At 76.8% G+C, this 19554-nt stretch carries 1 protein-coding gene and 1 pseudogene; both read right to left on the reverse strand.

Annotated features, from left to right (window positions below; genetic code table 11):
* Window positions 1-6: 6 nt before the first annotated feature.
* Window positions 7-14601 (reverse strand): type I polyketide synthase, encoded by a 14595-nt coding sequence (locus ACFVHV_RS12055; protein ID WP_380350923.1) that lies wholly within the window; start codon window positions 14599-14601, stop codon window positions 7-9.
* 69 nt (window positions 14602-14670) lie between these two features.
* Window positions 14671-19524 (reverse strand): annotated as a pseudogene (locus ACFVHV_RS12060) (type I polyketide synthase); the annotation flags it as partial.
* Between the last annotated feature and the right edge of the window lie 30 nt (window positions 19525-19554).

Below are 19554 nucleotides of genomic sequence, written 5' to 3' on the forward strand. Positions count from 1 at the left end.
GTCCGGTCACCCTTCGGCGGCCTGCGCACCACCGGGCTCGACCAGGGTGTCCAGCCACTCCCGGACGGCCGCGGCGGTCGTGGCGCCGTGTTCCATCATCACCGTGAAGTGGTTGCCGGGGACGTCGACCGTACGGTGCGGCCGGTCCCAGGTGGCGCGCCAGTCGTCCTCCCGGGTCCACTCGCCGATCGGGTCGGAGGCCCGGACCACCAGGGTGGCGGCGGCGACCTCCTCGGCCCGGAAGCCGAGGTACATCCGGCCGTACCAGGCCTGGGCGGTGAGCCGGGTGTCGGTCATCGGCACGGCCAGCTCCTCACGCCCGAAGGTGCCCTCGGTCAGCTCCGACAGCCACTCCTGGTGCATCGGACGGTCCATCGGATAGGTGTCCACCAGCACCACGCCGGCCACCGGCACGCCCATCGCCTCCAGCCGGCGGGTCAGCGCGTGGGCGAGCAGCCCGCCGCCGGAGTGCCCGAGGAGCACGAACGGAGCGTCCCCGGCGACCTCGACCAGTGTCCTGGCCTGCCAGTCCAGCGAGGCCTCCAGGCCGGCCGGCAGCTGCTCCCCGTCCCGGTAGCCGGGCAGCGGCAGCGCGATCACGTCGTGGCTGCCGTTGAAGGAGGCGGCGAAGCGGGCGAACTCGTGCACGCCGCCCAGCGCCGACATGCCGGTGTGGCAGACCACCCGCGGCCGCTTCGGCCCGCGCGCCAGGAAGACCGGCGCGGGCGGCTCGGTGACCTCCTCGGGCGAGTCGAACATCGGCCGGTAGGAGGCCGCGTCGGACAGGAACTCCATGTACTTGTGGAGCTTGTTCTGCCGCATCGACTCGGCGTACAGGGCGCGCAGGATCCCGGTCTGCTCGCGCGGCTCGGCGGCGGCGGACCCGCCGAGGGCCGCCAGGACCCGCCGGGCCAGCTCGGCCGCGGTCCCGCTGTCGAACACCACGGTGCTCTCCAGCGGCACCCCGACGGCCGTCCGGAGCCGGTCGCGCAGCTCGATCGCACTGAGCGAGTTGACGCCCAGTTCCAGGAACGGCCGCTCCGGTGCGACCGCCTCGGCGCCGTCGTGCCCGAGCACGCCGGCGGCGTGGGCGCGGACCAGGTCGAGCACGGCCCGGTGCCGCTCCTCGTCCGGCAGCCCGGCGAGCCGCTCGCGCAGCGCCGCCGCGTCCGCCGGCACCGGCTCGTCGGCCGCGCCGGCGGTGCGCCGTGCGGCCGGGACCCCGTCCAGCAGCCGGCGCGGCCGGCTGAGCGTGTACGAGGCGGCGAAGCGCTCCCAGTCGACGTCCGCGACGGTGAGGCAGGCCTCCCGGGGCAGACGGGCGAGCAGGTCGAGCGCCGCGTCCGGGTCCAGCGCCCGCAGCCCGGTGCGGGCCAGCAGGCCGGCGGCGTCGGCGGTCAGCCCGTCGGCGGCGGCCCACGGCCCCCAGGCGATCGAGGTGGCCGCCAGGCCGGCGGCCCGGCGGGCCTCGGCCAGCGCGTCCAGGTAGGCGTTGGCCGCCGCCCGGGCGGGCTGTGCGGCACCCCAGACCCCGGCCACCGAGGAGAACAGCACGAAGGCGCTCAGGTCCAGACCCGAGGTCAGCTCGTGCAGGTGGCGGGCGCCGTCCACGGTGGGCCGCAGCACCTCGGCGATCCGCTCCGGGGTGAGCGCGTCGGCCGCGGTGTCGTCGCCGACCCCGGCCGCGTGCACCACCGCGGTGAGCGGGTGCTCGGCGGGGACCGCGGCGAGCAGCCCGGCGAGCGCCGCCCGGTCGGCGACGTCGCAGGCCGCCACCGTCGCCTCGGTTCCGGCCGCCCGCAGCTCGGCGAGCAGGTCGGCGACGCCGGGCGCCCGCTCACCGCGCCGGCCGACCAGCAGCAGGCGCGGCACGCCCAGGCCGGCCAGTCGGCGGGCGACCCGCCGGCCGAGCGCGCCGGTGCCGCCGGTGACCAGGACGGTGCCGGTGTCCGGCCACCGCACCTGCCCGGCCGCCGCCCCGGCCGGGGCCGGGACCAGCCGGCGGACGAAGACCCGCCCGTCGCGGATCGCGGCCTCCTGCTCCGGTCCGGTGAGCGCCTGCGCGAGGCGGTCCCAGGCGGCGGCGTCCCGGCGCACCGGGAGGTCGACGATTCCGCCCCAGCAGTCCGGACCGGCCAGGTCGAGGCCGCGGCTGAGGCCCCAGACGGTGGCCTGGCCCGGGTCGGCCGGCGGGTCCGCCGGGCCGGTCGACACCGCACCGGCGGTGACCGCCCACAGCGGGGCGGTCAGGCCGGTGTCGTCCAGGGCCTGGGCGAGCGTCGCCAGCTCGGCGACCCGGTCGCCGGGCACCGCGAGCACGCCGGCGAGCGCACCGGCCCCGTCGAGCACGGTCCGCAGCCGCGCGGCCAGCGCCGCGCGGTCCGTCCCGCGGGTTCCGTCGGTTCCGTCGGTTCCGTGGGTTCCGTCGCCCGCATCGCCCGCGTCGCCGTCGACGGCCAGCCGCAGCGTCCGGGCCCCGGCGGCGACCAGGCTGCTCTGCGCCTCGGCCGCCAGCTCCTCGCCCTCCGGGGCGACGACCAGCCAGGTCCCGTCCAGCACGGCCCGGCCGGACGGCGCGGCGGCCGGCTGCCACAGCACCCGGTGACGCCAGGCGTCGGTGCGGGCGTCCTGGCGACGGCGGCGACGCCACGAGGCCAGCGCTGTCAGCGCCGTCCCGACGGCCTCCGGTCGGGCGTCCAGGGTCTCGGCCAGCTCGCCGAGGTCCTCGCGCTCGACCGCCTCCCAGAACCGTTCCTCCGCCGGGTCGACGGGCTGCGCCGCCACCGTCGGCTCCGGCCAGTAGCGGTCCCGCTGGAAGGCGTAGGTCGGCAGGTCGACCCGCCGGCCACCGGGCAGCACGGCCGCCCAGTCCACCGGCACGCCGGCCGCCCAGAGCCGCCCGACGGCCGACGGCACGTGGTCCCGTCCCTCGCGCAGCAGCGGCACGCCGACGGCGTCCGGGACGATCCGGGCCACCAGCGCGGACAGCACGCCGTCGGGGCCCAGTTCGACGAACCGGGTCAGGCCCTGGCGGTGCAGGGTCTCGACGCCGTCGGCGAAGCGGACGGCCTCGCGGACCTGGCGCACCCAGTAGTCGGGGGTGGTGAGCAGGCCTGGCCCGGCGATCCCGCCGGTCAGGGCGGAGACCACCGGGATGCCCGGCTCGCTGAAGGCCAGGCCCTTCAGTACGGCCGCGAAGTCGTCCAGCATCGGCTCCATCAGGGCCGAGTGGAAGGCGTGCGAGACGGCCAGCCGGCGCGTCCTCACCCCGGCCGCCGACCAGCGCGCGGCGAACTCCTCGACCACCTCGACGGGGCCGGAGACCACCACGGCGGCCGGGCCGTTGACGGCCGCGACGTCCAGGCGGCCGCCGATCGCCTCGCGGACCTCGGCCTCGGTGGCCTGGACCGCCAGCATCGCCCCGCCCTCGGGCAGCGCCTCCATCAGCCGGCCGCGCGCGGCCACCAGGGCGCAGGCGTCCGGCAGCGGGAACACCCCGGCGCAGTGCGCCGCGGCGATCTCGCCGATCGAGTGGCCGAGCATCGACTCCGGGACCACGCCCCAGGATTCGAGCAGCCGGAACAGCGCCACCTCGACCGCGAACAGCCCGGCCTGCGCCCACACCGTACGGTCCAGGTCCTCGGTGCCCTCGAACACCACGTCCTTGACCGAGCGGTCCAGCAGCAGGTCGAACTCCGCGCAGACCGCGTCGAAGGCCTCCGCGAACACCGGGTGGCGGGCGTGGAGGTCACGTCCCATCCCGGCCCGCTGCGCACCCTGGCCGGTGAACAGGAACGCCACCCGGCCGTCGCCCGCGCGCTCGGAGACCACGGCCGCGCTCGGCGCGCCGTCGACGACGGCGGCCAGCCCGCGCAGCAGTTCCTCGCGGTCGGAGCCGACGACGACCGCCCGGTGCTCCAGCGCGGCGCGGGTGGTGGCCAGGGCGCGGCCGACGTCCCGGAGGTCCGTCGTCCCGTGCTCCCGCACGTGCTCGCGCAGCCGTTCGGCCTGGCCGCGCAGCCCCTCGGCGGTGCGGGCGGACAGCGCCCACGGCACGGGCCCGAGGCCGGCCCCCGCCCCCGCCACCGGCGCGGGCACCGGCCCGGGCTCGGGGCGTTCGATGATCACATGGGCGTTGGTGCCGCTGATGCCGAAGGAGGACACCGCCGAGCGGCGCGGCCGGTCCAGCTCGGGCCAGGGGCGCGCCTCGGTGAGCAGTTCCACCGCGCCCGCCGACCAGTCCACCTCGGCGGTGGGCTCGTCCACGTGCAGGGTCGCCGGGAGCACCCCGTGGCGCATCGCCTGCACCATCTTGATCACGCCCGCGACGCCCGCCGCGGCCTGGGTGTGCCCGATGTTGGACTTCACCGAGCCGAGCCAGAGCGGCTCGCCGTCGCGGTCCCGGCCGTAGGTGGCCAGCAGCGCCTGCGCCTCGATCGGGTCGCCCAGCACGGTGCCCGTGCCGTGTGCCTCGACGGCGTCCACCTCGGCGGCCGACAGCCCGGCACTCGCCAGCGCCTGCCGGATCACCCGCTGCTGAGCCGGACCGTTCGGGGCGGTCAGGCCGTTGGAGGCACCGTCCTGGTTGACCGCGCTGCCCCGGACCACCGCGAGCACCTCGTGCCCGTTGCGGCGCGCGTCCGAGAGCCGCTCCAGCACCAGAAGACCGACGCCCTCGCCCCAGCCCGTACCGTCCGCGCCGGCCGCGAAGGCCTTGCAGCGGCCGTCGGCGGCCAGGCCGCCCTGGCGGTCGAACTCGCCGAACACCCCGGGGGTGGCCAGCACGGTGACACCGCCGGCCAGCGCGAGCCCGCAGTCGCCCTCGCGCAGCGCCTGCGCCGCCCAGTGCAGGGCCACCAGCGAGGAGGAGCAGGCCGTGTCGACGGTGACGGCCGGGCCCTCCAGACCGAAGGCGTACGCCACCCGGCCGGAGATCACGCTGTTCGCCGTCCCGGCCAGCACATGGCCCTGGACCTCCTCCAGGCCGCCGGCGGCACCGTAGCCGGAGTTGGAGGCTCCGACGAAGACGCCGATCTGCTCGCCGCGCACCGAGCGCGGGTCGATCCCGGCGTCCTCGAAGGCCTCCCAGGAGGCCTCCAGCAGGATCCGCTGCTGCGGGTCCATCGCCAGCGCCTCGCGCGGCGAGATCGCGAACAGCCCGGCGTCGAACTCCGTCACGCTCTCCACGAAGCCGCCGCGCGCCGCCGCGGCGCCGACCGCTTCGAGCGGCCAGCCGCGGTCGGTCGGGAAGCCGGTGACCCCGTCCGCCCCGGCGGCCACCAGATCCCACAGCCCGGCCGCCGAACGCACCCCGCCCGGATAGCGGGCGCTCATGCCCACGATCACGACGGGATCGTCCGCGACGGCCACCGCCGCACCGGCCTGCTCCGCCACCGCCTCGGGCACCGACTCCAGCAGTTCCTCGGCCAGATGCCGCGCCAGCACCACCGGCGTCGGATAGTCGAACACCAGCGTGGCCGACAGCGAGAGCCCGGTCTCCTTCACCAGCAGGTTGCGCAGGGCCACCGCCGTCAGCGAGTCGAAGCCGAGGTCGCGGAACGCCTGACCGGCGTCCACGGCCTCCATCGAAGCGTGCCCGAGGACGGCGGCCGCACCGGTCCGGACCAGGTCCACCAGCATCCGCTCCCGGCGCCCGGCCGCGGCCTCCGCCAGCCGCTCCCGGAACTCCGAGGAGAGCTCCACGCCCTCGACCACCGGCGCCTGCGCGCCGACGGCCTCCGGCAGCTCCGCCAGCAGCCGGCTGGTGCGCACGGCCGTGAAGGCCGGCGCGAACAGCTGCCAGTCCACGTCCGCGACGGTCACACAGACCTCGTCCGCGTCCACCGCCCGTGCCAGGGCCGACACCGCCGACTCCGGGTCCATCACGGCCAGACCACGACGGCGCAGCTGCTCGGCGGCATCGCCCTGGGCTGCCATGCCCTCACCGGCCCACGGGCCCCAGGCCACCGACGTGCCCCGCAGCCCGCGCGCCCGGCGCCGCAGCACCAGCGCGTCCAGGTGGGCGTTGGCCGCCGCGTAGGCGCCCTGACCACCACTGCCCCAGGTCGCCGCGACCGAGGAGAAGACCACGAACAGATCGAGCTCCGGACCGGCCGTCAGCTCGTCCAGCAGTTCGGCGCCGCCGACCTTGCCGGCGAAGACCGGCTCGAACCGCTCGACCGTCTCGCCGTCCAGCACGCCGTCGTCCACCACGCCCGCGGTGTGCACCACGCCCGTGAGCGGCAGCTCGGCGGGCACCGCGGCCAGGACGGCGGCGACCGCGTCGCGGTCCGCCACGTCACAGGCCGCGACCGTCACCCGGGCACCCAGACCGGTCAGTTCGGCCACCAGCTCGGCGGCGCCCGGCGTCCGATCGCCACGACGGCCGGTCAGCACCAGGTGCGGCACCCCGCGCCCGGCCAGCCAACGGGCCACCTCCGCACCCAGCGCACCCAGACCACCGGTCACCAGCACCGTCCCGGACGGGGTCCGAACGCCGCCGCGGCCGCTCCGCTGCGCGGCCCGCACCACCCGGCGCCCGTAGACGCCCGAGGAGCGCACGGCGACCTGGTCCTCGGCACCGCCGAGCACCGCCACCAGCCGGCGGCCGGCCCGCTCGTCCAGCACCGGCGGAAGGTCGACCAACCCGCCCCACAGGTCCGGCAGTTCCAGTGCGGCCACCCGGCCCAGACCCCAGATCTGCGCCTGCGCCGGGCTCACCGACCGGTCCGCCCGGCCCACCGACACCGCACCGACGGTCGTCGACCACAGCCTGGCCCGGACGCCCGCGTCGCCCAGTGCCTGGACCAGCGTCAGCGTCCCGGCCACGCCGGAGGACACCCACGAGCCCGGGCCCTGCGGCTGCTCGGCCACGGCGAGCAGGGAGAGCACGCTCACCGGCTCGCCCTCGGCGGCCGACTCGCGGATGCGGTCGGCCAGTTCCCGCCGGCCGAGGCCCTCGCCGGCCAGCGTCACCACGTCCGCGCCGGCGGCCCGCAGTGCCGCTTCGACGGCCTCCACGGGTGCCCCCTCGGCCGTCACCAGCAGCCAGCGCCCCGACAGGAGGGTCTCCGTGAGGCCGGTCAGCGGCTTCCAGACCACCTCGTAGCGCCAGGAGTCCACCACCGAGTCGACCTGGCGGCGCTGCCGCCAGGAGGACAGCACCGGCAGGACGGACGCCAGCTCCTCGGGCGCCCGGTCGATCTCCAGGGCCTCGGCCAGGCCGTCCAGGTCCTGGTTCTCGACCGCCTGCCAGAACCGGGTCTCGGCCGGGTCGGCCGCGAGGCTCCCCAGGTCGAGGGAGCGCGGCCAGTAGCGCTCGCGCTGGAACGCGTACGTCGGCAGGGCGACCCGACGGCCGGCGGGCAGCACCGCGGACCAGTCGAGCCCGGCCCCGGCCGCCCACAGGGCGGCGAGCGCCCGCAGGACGGTCTCCCGCTCGTCCCGGCCGGGGCGCAGCAGCGGCGCGAACACGGCCTCCCCCACGGTCTGACCGGCCAGGCCGCACAGCACGGAGTCCGGTCCCAGCTCGACGTAGCGGGTGACGCCCTGGCGGTGCAGGACGTCGACGCCGTCGGCGAAGCGGACGGCCTCGCGGACCTGGCGCACCCAGTAGTCGGGGGTGGCGAGCAGGCCCGGCTCGGCGAGGCTGCCGGTCAGGGTGGAGACGATCGGGATCCTCGGCTCGGTGAAGGTCAACTTCGCGAGGACGGCGGCGAATTCGTCGAGCATCGGCTCCATCAGGGCCGAGTGGAAGGCGTGCGAGACCGTCAGCCGACGGATCTTGCGGCCCTCGGTCTTCCAGCGGGCCGCGAGCTCCTCCACCACCTCGGCCGGACCCGAAACCACCACGGAGGTCGGGCCGTTGACGGCCGCGACGTCCAGCCGCTCGCCGACCGCGTCGCGAATCTCGGCCTCGGCGGCCTGGACGGCGAGCATCGCGCCGCCCTCGGGCAGCGCGTCCATCAGCCGGCCACGTGCCGCCACCAGGGCGCACGCGTCCGCGAGCGAGAGAACGCCCGCCACCTGGGCGGCCGCCACCTCGCCGATCGAGTGGCCGAGCAGGAAGTCGGGTGTCACGCCCCAGGATTCGAGCAGCCGGTACGAGGCGACCTCGACCGCGAACAGCCCGGCCTGCGCCCACACCGTCCGGTCCAGGTCCTCCGCACCCTCGAACACCACGTCCCGGACCGGCCGGTCCAGCAGCAGGTCGAACTCCGCGCAGACCGTGTCGAACGCCCCGGCGAACACCGGGAAGGCCTCGTACAACTCCCGGCCCATGCCGATCCGCTGCGCGCCCTGCCCCGTGAACAGGAACGCCGTGCGGCCCTCCGCCACGACACCGCTGACGACCCCGCCCGAGGGGCGGCCGTCCGCCAGCGCGAGCAGGCCGTCCAGCAGCGCGGCCCGGCCGTCGCCGAGCACCACCGCACGGTGGGCCAGCCCGGCCCGCCCGGTCGCCAGCGACCACGCCACGTCCTGCGGACGGGCCCCGGACTCCAACGCCCCGGACTCCAAAGCCGCCCCGGACTCCAGCGCCTCGGACTCAAGCGCCTCGGACTCCAACTTCCCGGCCAGCCGCGCCGCCTGGGCCTTCAGCGCCCCGGCGCTCTGCGCCGACACCACCCACGGCGTCGGCCCCGTCGCCTCCTCGACCGGCAGCTGCTCCTCGGCCGGAGCCTGCTCCAGCACCACATGGGCGTTGGTCCCGCTGATCCCGAAGGCGGAGACGCCCGCCCGGCGCGGGCGACCGGCCTCCGGCCACGGCCGGGCCTCGGTCAGCAGCTCGACCGCACCCGCCGACCAGTCCACCTGCGGCGTCGGCTCGTCCACGTGCAGGGTGGCCGGCAGCACACCGTTGCGCATCGCCTGCACGGCCTTGATCACGCCCGCCACACCGGCGGCGGCCTGGGTGTGGCCCAGGTTGGACTTCACCGAGCCCAGCCAGAGCGGCTCACCGTCGCGGTCCCGGCCGTAGGTGGCCAGCAGCGCCTGCGCCTCGATCGGGTCCCCGAGCCGGGTGCCCGTCCCGTGCGCCTCGACGGCGTCCACGTCCGAGACCGACAGCCCCGCGTTGGCCAGCGCCTGACGGATCACCCGCTCCTGCGAGGGCCCGTTCGGCGCGGTGAGCCCGTTGGACGCACCGTCCTGGTTGACGGCGCTCCCCCGGACCACCGCGAGCACCTGGTGCCCGTTGCGCCGGGCGTCCGACAGCCGCTCCAGCACCAGCACGCCGACGCCCTCGCCCCAGCCCGTACCGTCCGCACCGGCCGCGAAGGCCTTGCAGCGGCCGTCCGAGGCCAGGCCGCCCTGCCGGTTGAACTCGCCGAACGCGCCGGCGTTCACCATCACGGCGACGCCGCCGGCCAGCGCCATGCCGCACTCGCCCACCCGCAGCGCCTGCACCGCGAGGTGCAGCGCCACCAGCGAGGAGGAGCAGGCCGTGTCCACCGTGACCGCCGGACCCTCCAGGCCGAACACATAGGAGACGCGGCCCGAGATCACGCTGTTGGCGGTGCCGGACAGCACGTGCCCCTCGACCCCGTCGAGCAGCTGGCCGTGGCCGTAGCCCGAGGACGAGGCGCCCGCGAAGACGCCCGTCCGGCTGCCGCGCACCTCGTGCGGATCGATGCCGGCGTCCTCGAAGGCCTCCCAGGACGCCTCCAGCAGCAGCCGCTGCTGCGGGTCCATCGCCAGCGCCTCGCGCGGCGAGATGCCGAACAGCCCGGCGTCGAACTCGGTGGCGTCGTCCACGAAGCCGCCGACGGCGCTGTCCACGCCCGGCACCCGGTCCGGCCAGCCGCGGTCGACGGGGAAGGAGGAGAGCGCGTCGGCGCCGTCGGCCACCAGGGTCCACAGGTCCTCGGGCGAGCGGACGCCGCCGGGGAAGCGGCAGCCGATGCCGACGATCGCGATCGGCTCGTCCAGGCCGGCCGGGACCGCCGCCGGCTCGGCGCCGGCCGGGCCCGCCTCGGCTCCGAGATCCAACTCCCGTTCCAGGTAGGCCACCAACGCGGTCGGCGTCGGGTGGTCGAACACCATGGTCGCGGGCAGCCGCAGGCCGGTCTCCCGGTTCAGCCGGTTGCGCAGCTCGACCGCCGTGAGCGACTCGAAGCCCAGGTCCTTGAAGGTCCGCGCGGCCTCGACGGCCCGGACGTCCGGGTGCTTGAGCACGGCGGCGACCTCGGTGCGGACCAGGTCCAGCAGGATCTGCCGGCGCTGCGCCTCGGGCAGCGGGGCGAGCCGGCGGCCGAGGTCCGGGCGCCGGTCCTCGCCGGCCGGCTCCTCGTCCGCCGTCCGCGCCTCGGGGAGGTCGGCCAGCAGCGGGCTGACCCGGGTGGCGGTGAAGGTGTCGACGAAGCGGGGCCAGTCGATGTCGGCGACGGTCAGGCAGTCCTCGCCCGCGTCGACGGCCCCGGCCAGCGCCTCGATCGCCAGGTCCGGGTCCATCGGCACCATGCCGCGCTCGCGCAGGTGGTCGCGGACGGCGTCGGTCGACACCATGCCCACCTCGCCCCAGGCGCCCCAGGAGACCGAGGTGCCGGGCAGGCCTTCGGCCCGGCGCCGGAGGACCAGCGCGTCCAGGTAGGCGTTCGCGGCCGCGTAGGCCGCCTGGCCGCCGCTGCCCCAGATCCCGGCGCCCGAACCGAAGGTGACGAACATCCGCAGGTCCAGGCCGCGGGTCAGCTCGTCCAGGTGCAGCGCGCCGGCGACCTTGCCGCCGAGCACCTCGGCCAGCTCCGCCGGGCCGGTGCGGTCCAGCATCATGGCCTGGCCGACGCCGGCCGCGTGCACCACGCCGACCAGCGGGAACTCCGCCGGGATCCGCGCCAGCACGCCGGCCAGCGACTCCCGGTCGGTCAGGTCACAGGCCGCCACGGTCACCCGGGTGCCCAGCGCGGTCAGCTCCGCGACCAGGTCCGCCACGCCCGGCGCCGCCGTGCCGCGCCGGCCGAGCAGGGTCAGGTGCGGCACGCCGCGGCCGGCCAGCCATCGGGCGACGACCGCGCCGAGCGCGCCGGTGCCGCCGGTGACCAGCACCGAGCCGGGCAGTTCGAGCGTCGTCCCGGCCGCGCGCGGGGCGCGGGCCAGGCGGCGGGCGAACACCCCGGAGCCGCGCACGGCGAGTTGGTCCTCGTCCCCGGCGGCGCCGCCGAGCAGCGCCACCAGCCGGGCTCCGGCCCGGGCGTCCAGGACGGCCGGAAGGTCGATCAGACCGCCCCAGCGGCGCGGGTACTCCAGCGCGGCGACCCGGCCGAGGCCCCAGGCCAGCGCCTGGACGGGGCTGCGCAGCGGGTCCGCGCGGCCGATCGACACCGCGCCGCCGGTGAGCGACCAGAGCGGCGCGTCGAGGTCGGCGTCGCCGAGGGCCTGGAGCAGGGTGACGGTCGCGGCCGGCCCGGCCGGGGCCTGCGGTGCGTCCTCGGCGCTCGCCAGCAGCGAGACCGCACCCGTCGCGGAGCCGACGGCGCTCAGCCGTTCGGCGAGCTCCGTACGGTCGGCGTCGGCGGCGACGGTCAGCTCGACCACCTCGGCCCCGGCCGAGCGCAGCAGGTCGGCGACCTCCCCGCCGTTCCCGCCCTCCGGGAGGGCGAGCAGCCAGCGGCCGCCCAGCCGGGGGTGCGCGGGCAGGTCGGGGACCGGGGTCCAGGTGACCCGGTAGCGCCAGGAGTCGACGGTCGCGCCCCGGCGGCGGCCGCGGTGCCAGCCGGCCAGCGCGGGCAGCACCGCGTCCAGGACCCCGGGCGCCTCGTCCAGCCGCAGGGTGGCGGCCAGTTCCTCGGCGTCGCCGCGCTCGACGGCGTCCCAGAACCCGCTCTCGGCGGGGTCGCCGCCCCCGGCCGCCCGCGCCGGGGCGGGCAGCGGATCGGGCCAGTAGCGGCGGCGCTGGAAGGCGTACGTGGGCAGCGCGGTGCGCGTGCCGCCGGCGAAGGCCGCCGACCAGTCGACGGCGACCCCGGCGGTCCACAGCTCGGCGGCGCCCGCCAGGAGGCGGTCCGGGCCGCCGTCCTCGCGGCGCAGCGTGCCGGTGACCGTCACCGGGGTGCCTGCCTGGTCCGCGGTGTCCTGGATGCCGATGGTGAGCACCGGGTGCGGGCTGCTCTCCACGAACACCGAGCGGCCGTCGGCCAGCAGGGCGCGGGTGGCCTGCTCGAAGCGGACGGTGGAGCGCAGGTTGTCGTACCAGTAGCCGGCGTCCATCCGCGCGGTGTCGATCGGCGCGCCGGTGACGGTCGAGTAGAAGGCGATGCCGCTGGAGCCGGGGGTGATCGGCGCGAGGTCGGCGAGGATGCGCTCGCGCAGCTCCTCGACCTGCGGGGAGTGCGAGGCGTAGTCCACCGGGATGCGACGGGCACGCACCTCCCGGGCCTCGCAGAGCGCCAGCAGCTCCTCGACGGGGCCGGCCTCGCCGGAGACCACGGTGGAGGCGGGGCCGTTCTCCGCCGCCACGCAGAGGCCCTCGCCCCAGGGGGCGATCAGCTCGGTGGCCCGCTCCCGGCCGACGGGCAGCGAGACCATGCCGCCGCGGCCCGCGAGGGCGGCGAGCGCCCGGCTGCGCAGCGCCACGACCCGGGCGCCGTCCTCCAGCGTCAGGCCGCCGGCGACGCAGGCCGCCGCGATCTCGCCCTGGGAGTGGCCGACGACCGCGGACGGGCGGACGCCGACCGAGCGCCAGGCCTCGGCCAGCGACACCATGACCGCCCAGAGCACCGGCTGGACGACGTCCACCCGGCTCAGGTCGGGGGCGTCCGGCGCGCCGCCCAGCACCTCGGACAGCGACCAGGGGACGTACGGCGCGAGCGCCGCCTCGCACTGCTCCAGCCGCTGCCGGAACGCCGGTGAGGCGTCCAGGAGTTCACGGGCCATCGCGGCCCACTGGCTGCCCTGGCCGGGGAAGACGAAGACCACCCCGGTGCCGCCGGCGGCCTCGCCGCGCACCAGGTTGGCCGCCGACTCCCCGTCGGCCAGTGCCTGCAGGCCGGCCAGCAGTTCCGCGCGCTCCGCGCCGAGCACCACGGCGCGGCTGGGCAGCGCGGCCCGGGTCAGCAGGGAGCGGGCGACGTCCACCGGCCGGGGGGCGTCGTCCGCGGTCATGGCGTCGCGCAGCCGGACGGCCTGGCCGCGCAGCCCGTCCGCCGTCTTCGCGGCCAGCGGCCACGGCAGCGGGCCGGCGGTGAGCGCGGGCCCGGTGCCCTCGGCGGGGGCGGTGCCCTCGGGGGCGGCGGGCTCGACGGGCTCGGGCTCCGGGGCCTGCTCCAGGATGACGTGGGCGTTGGTGCCGCTCATCCCGAACGAGGAGACCGCCGAGCGGCGGGGCCGGTCGGCGGCCGGCCACGGCCGCGGCTCGGTCAGCAGCCGGACCGTGCCGGGCGACCAGTCGACCTGGGCGGAGGGCCGTCGCGCGTGCAGCGTGGGCGGCAGGGTGCCGTCGCGCATCGCCATGACCATCTTGATCACGCCCGCCACCCCGGCGGCGGACTGGGTGTGGCCGATGTTGGACTTGATCGAGCCGAGCCAGAGCGGGCGTTCGGCGGAGCGGCCGCGCCCGTAGGTGGCCAGCAGCGCCCGGGCCTCGATCGGGTCGCCCAACCGGGTGCCGGTGCCGTGGCCCTCCACGGCGTCCACGTCCTCGACGCTCAGCCGGGCGTTGGCCAGCGCCCGTCGGATCACCCGTTCCTGCGCCGGGCCGTTCGGGGCGGTGAGGCCGTTGGAGGCGCCGTCCTGGTTGATCGCGCTGCCGCGGACCACCGCGAGCACCTGGTGGCCGCGGCGCCGCGCGTCGCTGAGCCGTTCGACCAGCAGCAGGCCGATGCCCTCGGACCAGCCCGCGCCGTCGGCCTCGTCGGAGAACGCCTTGCAGCGGCCGTCCGAGGCCAGACCGCCCTGGCGGCCGAACTCGACGATCTGCATCGGGGTGGTCATCACCGTGACGCCGCCGACCAGCGCCAGGTCGCAGCCGCCCTCGCGCAGCGACTGGACGGCCAGGTGCAGCGCGACCAGGGAGGAGGAACAGGCGGTGTCCACGGTGACCGCCGGGCCCTCCAGGCCGAAGGTGTACGACACCCGGCCGGAGGCGATGCTGGAGGCGGTGCCGGTCATCAGGTGGCCGGCCACGTCCTCCGGCAGGTCCATCCCGGGGCCGTAGCTGACCGAGGTGACGCCGACGAAGACGCCGGTGCTGGAGCCCCGCAGCGACAGCGGGTCGAGCCCGGCGTCCTCGAAGGCCTTCCAGGAGGTCTCCAGCAGCAGCCGCTGCTGCGGGTCCATCGCCAGCGCCTCGCGCGGCGAGATCCCGAACAGGTCCGCGTCGAACTCCCCGGCGTCCTCGACGAATCCGCCCGCCCAGGACGGCTCGTCGGCCAGCGAGAGGTCCCAGCCGCGGTTCGCGGGCAGCGGACCGATCGGGTCCTGGCCGGTGCTGACCAGCCGCCACAGGTCGTCCGGGGAGCGCACGTCGCCCGGGTAGCGGCAACTCATCCCGACGATGGCGATCGGCTCGCCCGCCGCGGACTCCAGGTCCCGGACCCGCCGGCGGGTGTGTTGCAGCTCGGCGACCACCCGGGTGAGGTAGTCGCGGAGCCGCTGGGCGTCGTCCGCCATCGGCCGCGCATCATCTGCCATCGAAACTGCCGCCTTCCAAGATTGTCCCCGGCCACCACGCACCCCTGCTCACGAGAGGCCGAGATCCCGGTCGATCACGTCGAAGAGCTCTTCGTTGCTGGCCCTGCTGAGCTGGTCCCTCAGGTCGTCGAAGGCGACCGGGTCGCCGCCGCCCGCGCCCCGGTGGCGGGTGAGCAGCGCCTCCAGCCGCAGGACCACCCGGACCCGGTCCACGTCGTCCTCCGCCCGGGCCAGCAGCGCCTCTTCGAGCAGGTCCAGCTCCGCCGTGGAGGGCAGGGCCGCCGCCGCGTCGTCGGGCAGCGCCTCGCCCAGCAGGTGGGCGGCCAGCACCGCGGGCGTCGGGTGGTCGAACACCACGGTGGCGGGCAGCGGCAGGCCGGTGGCCTCACCGAGCCGGTTGCGCAGTTCGACGGCGGCCAGCGAGTCGAAGCCGAAGTCCCGGAACGGCCGGTCGACGTCGATCGCGGCCGGGCCGTCGTGTCCGAGCACCACGGCCGCGTGGGTGCGGACCAGGTCCAGCAGGACGGGCTCGCGGTCGGCGCCCGGGAGGGCGGCCAGCCGCTCGCGCAGGGCGGCGAGCCGGTTCCGGTCCTCGCCCTCGGTGACGGTGACCGCGGCGAGCGCCCGGACCTCGGGCAGTTCGGCGAAGAACCGGTTGGGCCGCAGCGCGGTGAACGCGGGGACGAACTGCTCCCAGGCGATGTCGGCGACGGTGACCGCTCCGGTGTCCAGGTCCAGCGCCCGCTGCAGGGCGTGCATCGCCCGTTCCGGCGCCAGCAGCGAGATGCCGCGCCGGCGCATCGGCTCCTTGATCGCCTGGTCGACCATGCCGCCGCCGTCCCACGGCCCCCAGGCGACGGCCAGCGCGCGCACGCCCTCGGCGTCGCGCCGCTGCGCCAGGGCGTCGAGGTAGGCGTTGGCGGCCGCGTAGCAGGCCTGTTCGCCGACGCCCCAGACGCCCGCGATGGAGGAGAAGTGCACGACCGCGTCCAGCCGGCGCTGGTCGAGCAGTTCGTCCAGGTGCCGGGCGCCCGCGACCTTGCCGGCCGCCGTCCGGTCGAGTTCCGCGAAGGTGGTGTCGGCGAGCGGCGCCGAGGCACTGACCCCAGAGGCGTGCACGACGGCCCTCAACTTCGGTTCCATCGCGTCGAGTTCGGCGACCAGTCGGGCGGCGTCCGCGCGGTCCGACAGGTCGCAGGCGACCACCGTGACCCGGGCGCCGAGCTCCGTCAGCTCGGCCTCCAGCCCGGCCAGCCCGGGGGCGCCGCGGCCGCCCCGGCTGACCAGCACCAGGTGCTCGGCGCCGCCGGCGGCCAGCCACCGGGCCACCTGCCCGCCGAGCGCGCCGGTGCCGCCGGTCACCAGGACGGTGCCGCGCGGCTGCCACGCGGGCGCCTCCGGGTCGGCCGTCGGGGCGGGCAGCAGCCGCCGGGCGAAGACGCCCTCCGGGCGGACCGCCAGCTGGTCCTCGCCGTCGGCGGCGGTCAGCAGGCCGGCCAGCGCGTCGAAGTCCTCCTCCTCGGCCCCGGCGGGGAGGTCGATCAGACCGCCCCACAGCTGCGGGTGCTCCAGGGCGGCGACCCGGCCCAGGCCCCAGACCGGCGCCTGGCCCGGCTCGGCGGGCGGCTCGTGGTCACCGGTGGACACCGCGCCCTCGGTCACGCACCACAGCGGGCCGTCGATCCCGGCGTCCAGCAGGGCCTGGACGAGCAGCAGCGTGGTGGCCGTGCCCCCGGGGAGCGCCGGCACCTCGGGGTGCGGCCCGGTCTCCAGCGCCAGCAGGGAGAGCACTCCGGCGGGCCGCCGCCCGTCGCCGACGGCCTGCCGCAGCCGGACGGCCAGGTCGGTCCGGTCGGCGGCGTCCGCCGCGACCGGCACCGTCACCACCGTGGCGCCGTGCCGGGTCAGGCCGTCCCGGTGGGCACGCACCCGCTCGTCGTCGGCCGCCGCGGCCGGCACGACCAGCAGCCAGTCGCCGGTGAGGGCGGGGGCCGGGGCGTCCGGGACGGGCTCCCAGCCGACGTGGTAGCGCCAGCCCGCGACCTCGGCCTCCTCGCGATCGCGCCGGTGCCAGTCGGACAGCAGCGGCAGCGCGGTGCGCAGCGAGGCCCGGACCCCGGGGTCGGTCACGTCGAGCCGGTCGGCGATCGCGTCGGCGTCCTCGCCGGCCAGCGCCGCCCAGAGGCCCGGGTCGACGGGCCCGCCGGCCGGCGCGGCCACCGGGTGGAGCCAGTACTTCTCGTGCTGGAAGGGGTAGACCGGCAGCTCGACCCGGCGGCCGTGGCCGTCGAAGAGCACCTGCCAGTCGACCGCGGTGCCGCGGGTCCACAGGTCGGCCAGCGCGGTGACGAACACCCCGGTGTCGTGCCAGCTGCTGCGCAGCGCCGTCGCGGTGAGCGCCGACCCGGGCAGGCTCTCGCGGGCCATCGCCGTGAGCACGCCGTCGGGGCCGAGTTCCACGAACCGGCCGACCCCCTGGGCCTTGAGGCATTCGACGCCGTCGGCGAAGCGGACGGTCTCGCGGACCTGCCGCGCCCAGTAGTCGGGGGTGCGCAGCAGCTCGTCCTCCACCGCGCCGGTGAGGGTGGAGACGATCGGGATGCGGGGCTCGGCGAAGGAGAGCGTCGCGAGGACGGCCCGGAACTCGTCCAGCATCGGCTCCATCAGGGCCGAGTGGAAGGCGTGCGAGACCGTCAGCCGACTGGTCTTGCGGCCCTCGGCCGTCCAGTGCGCGGCGAGTTCGTCGATGGTGTCCGCCGTGCCCGAGACCACCGCCGAGCCGAGGCTGTTGAGCGCGGCCACGTCCGCGGTGCCGGTGACGGCCGCGAGGGCCGCCGCCACCTCGGGCTCGGTGGCCTGCACGGCGAGCATCGCGCCGCCGGCCGGGAGCGCCTGCATCAGCCGGCCGCGCGCGGCGACCAGGGCGCAGGCGTCCGCCAGGGTCAGCACCCCGGCGCAGTGCGCCGCCGCCACCTCGCCGATCGAGTGGCCGAGCAGGAAGTCCGGCAGCACGCCGAAGGACTCGAACAGCCGGAAGAGGGCGACCTCCAGCGCGAACAGCCCGGCCTGGGCCCAGACCGTCTGGTGGAGGTCCCGGCTCCCGCCGAACACCACGTCCTTGACGGAGTGCTCCAGGCGCGGGTCCAGCTCGGCGCAGACCGCGTCGAAGGCCCGTTGGAACACCGGGAAGGCCTCGTACAGCTCGCGGCCCATCCCGGTCCGCTGGGCGCCCTGGCCGGTGAACAGGAAGGCGCTGCGGCCCTCCCCCGCCACCCCGGTGACCACGGCCTTGTCGGGCAGGTCCCCGGCCAGCGCGGCGAGCGCGTCGGCCAGGCGGTCCCGGTCGGCGCCGAGCACGACGGCGCGCCGCTCCAGCGGCGCCCGGGAGAGCAGCGAGCGGCCGACGTCGACCGGGTCGGGCTCGGTGTCGGCGACGAAGGCGTGCAGCCGACCGGCCTGGGCGCGCAGCGCCTCGGTGGTGCGGGCCGCCAGCAGCCAGGGCACCACGCCGGGGGCCGGCTGCCCGGGATCGGCCGGGGCCTCGGCCTCCGGGGCCTGCTCCAGGACGACGTGGGCGTTGGTGCCGCTGATGCCGAAGGAGGAGACGCCCGCACGGCGCGGCCGGTCCAGCTCGGGCCAGGGCTCGGCCTCGGTCAGCAGCCGCACCGCGCCGGCCGACCAGTCGACCTGCGGGGTCGGCTGCTCGGCGTGCAGGCTGCGCGGCATGGTGCCGTGGCGCATCGCCTGCACCATCTTGATCACGCCCGCCACGCCGGCGGCGGCCTGGGTGTGCCCGAGGTTGGACTTCACCGAGCCCAGCCGCAGCGGCCGGTCCTCGGGCCGGTCCTGACCGTAGGTCGCCAGCAGGGCCTGGATCTCGATCGGGTCGCCCAGCCGGGTGCCGGTGCCGTGGCCCTCGACGACGTCCACGTCCAGCGTGGTGAGCCGCGCACTGGCCAGCGCGTCCTCGATGACCCGCTGCTGGGCGGGGCCGTTGGGCGCGGTCAGCCCACTGGAGGCGCCGTCCTGGTTGACCGCGCTGCCCCGGACCACCGCGAGCACCTGGTGGCCGAGCCGCCGGGCGTCCGAGAGCCGCTCCAGCAGGAGCATCCCGACGCCCTCGGCCCAGCCGGTGCCGTCCGCGCCGGCGCCGTAGGACTTGCAGCGGCCGTCCGAGGAGAGCCCGCCCTGCCGGGCGAAACCGGTGAAGGTGTCCGGGGAGGCCATCACGGTGGCGCCGCCCGCGAAGGCCATCGTGGTCTCGCCGGAGCGCAGCGACTGGCAGGCCAGGTGCAGGGCGACCAGCGAGGAGGAGCAGGCGGTGTCGATGGTGACCGCCGGGCCCTCCAGGCCGAGGGTGTAGGAGATCCGGCCGGTGGCGACGCTGCTCATGTTGCCGATGCCGAGGTAGGCGTCCACCCCCTCGGGGATGTCGATCATGCGGGCCGCGTAGTCCCGGTACATCAGCCCGGCGAACACCCCGGTGCGGCTGCCGCGCAGCGCGTACGGGTCGACGCCGCCGCGCTCGCACGCCTCCCAGCAGGCCTCCAGCAGCAGCCGGTGCTGCGGGTCCATGGCGGTCGCCTCGCGCGGCGAGATGCCGAACAGCGTCGGGTCGAAGCCGTCCGCGTCGTGCAGGAAGCCGCCGCTGCGGGCGAATCCGGCGTCCTCGCCGACGTCCCAGCCGCGGTCCTCGGGGAAGGCGGAGACGGCGTCCACGCCCTCGGACACCAGCCGCCAGAGCGCGTCCGGGCCGTCCACGCCGCCGGGCAGCCGACAGGCCATGCCGACGATCGCGATCGGCTGGCGGTCGGCCGACTCGGCGGACTGCAGCCGTTGCCGGGCCTGGTGCAGTTCGGCCGTGACGCGCTTGAGGTAGTCGCGCAGTTTCTGCTCGTCCGCCATGTCAGGCCTCACAGGGTGTCGGGTAGG

Source organism: Kitasatospora sp. NPDC127116 (genome assembly GCF_042677365.1).
Classification (GTDB): Bacteria; Actinomycetota; Actinomycetes; order Streptomycetales; family Streptomycetaceae; genus Kitasatospora; species Kitasatospora lactacystinica.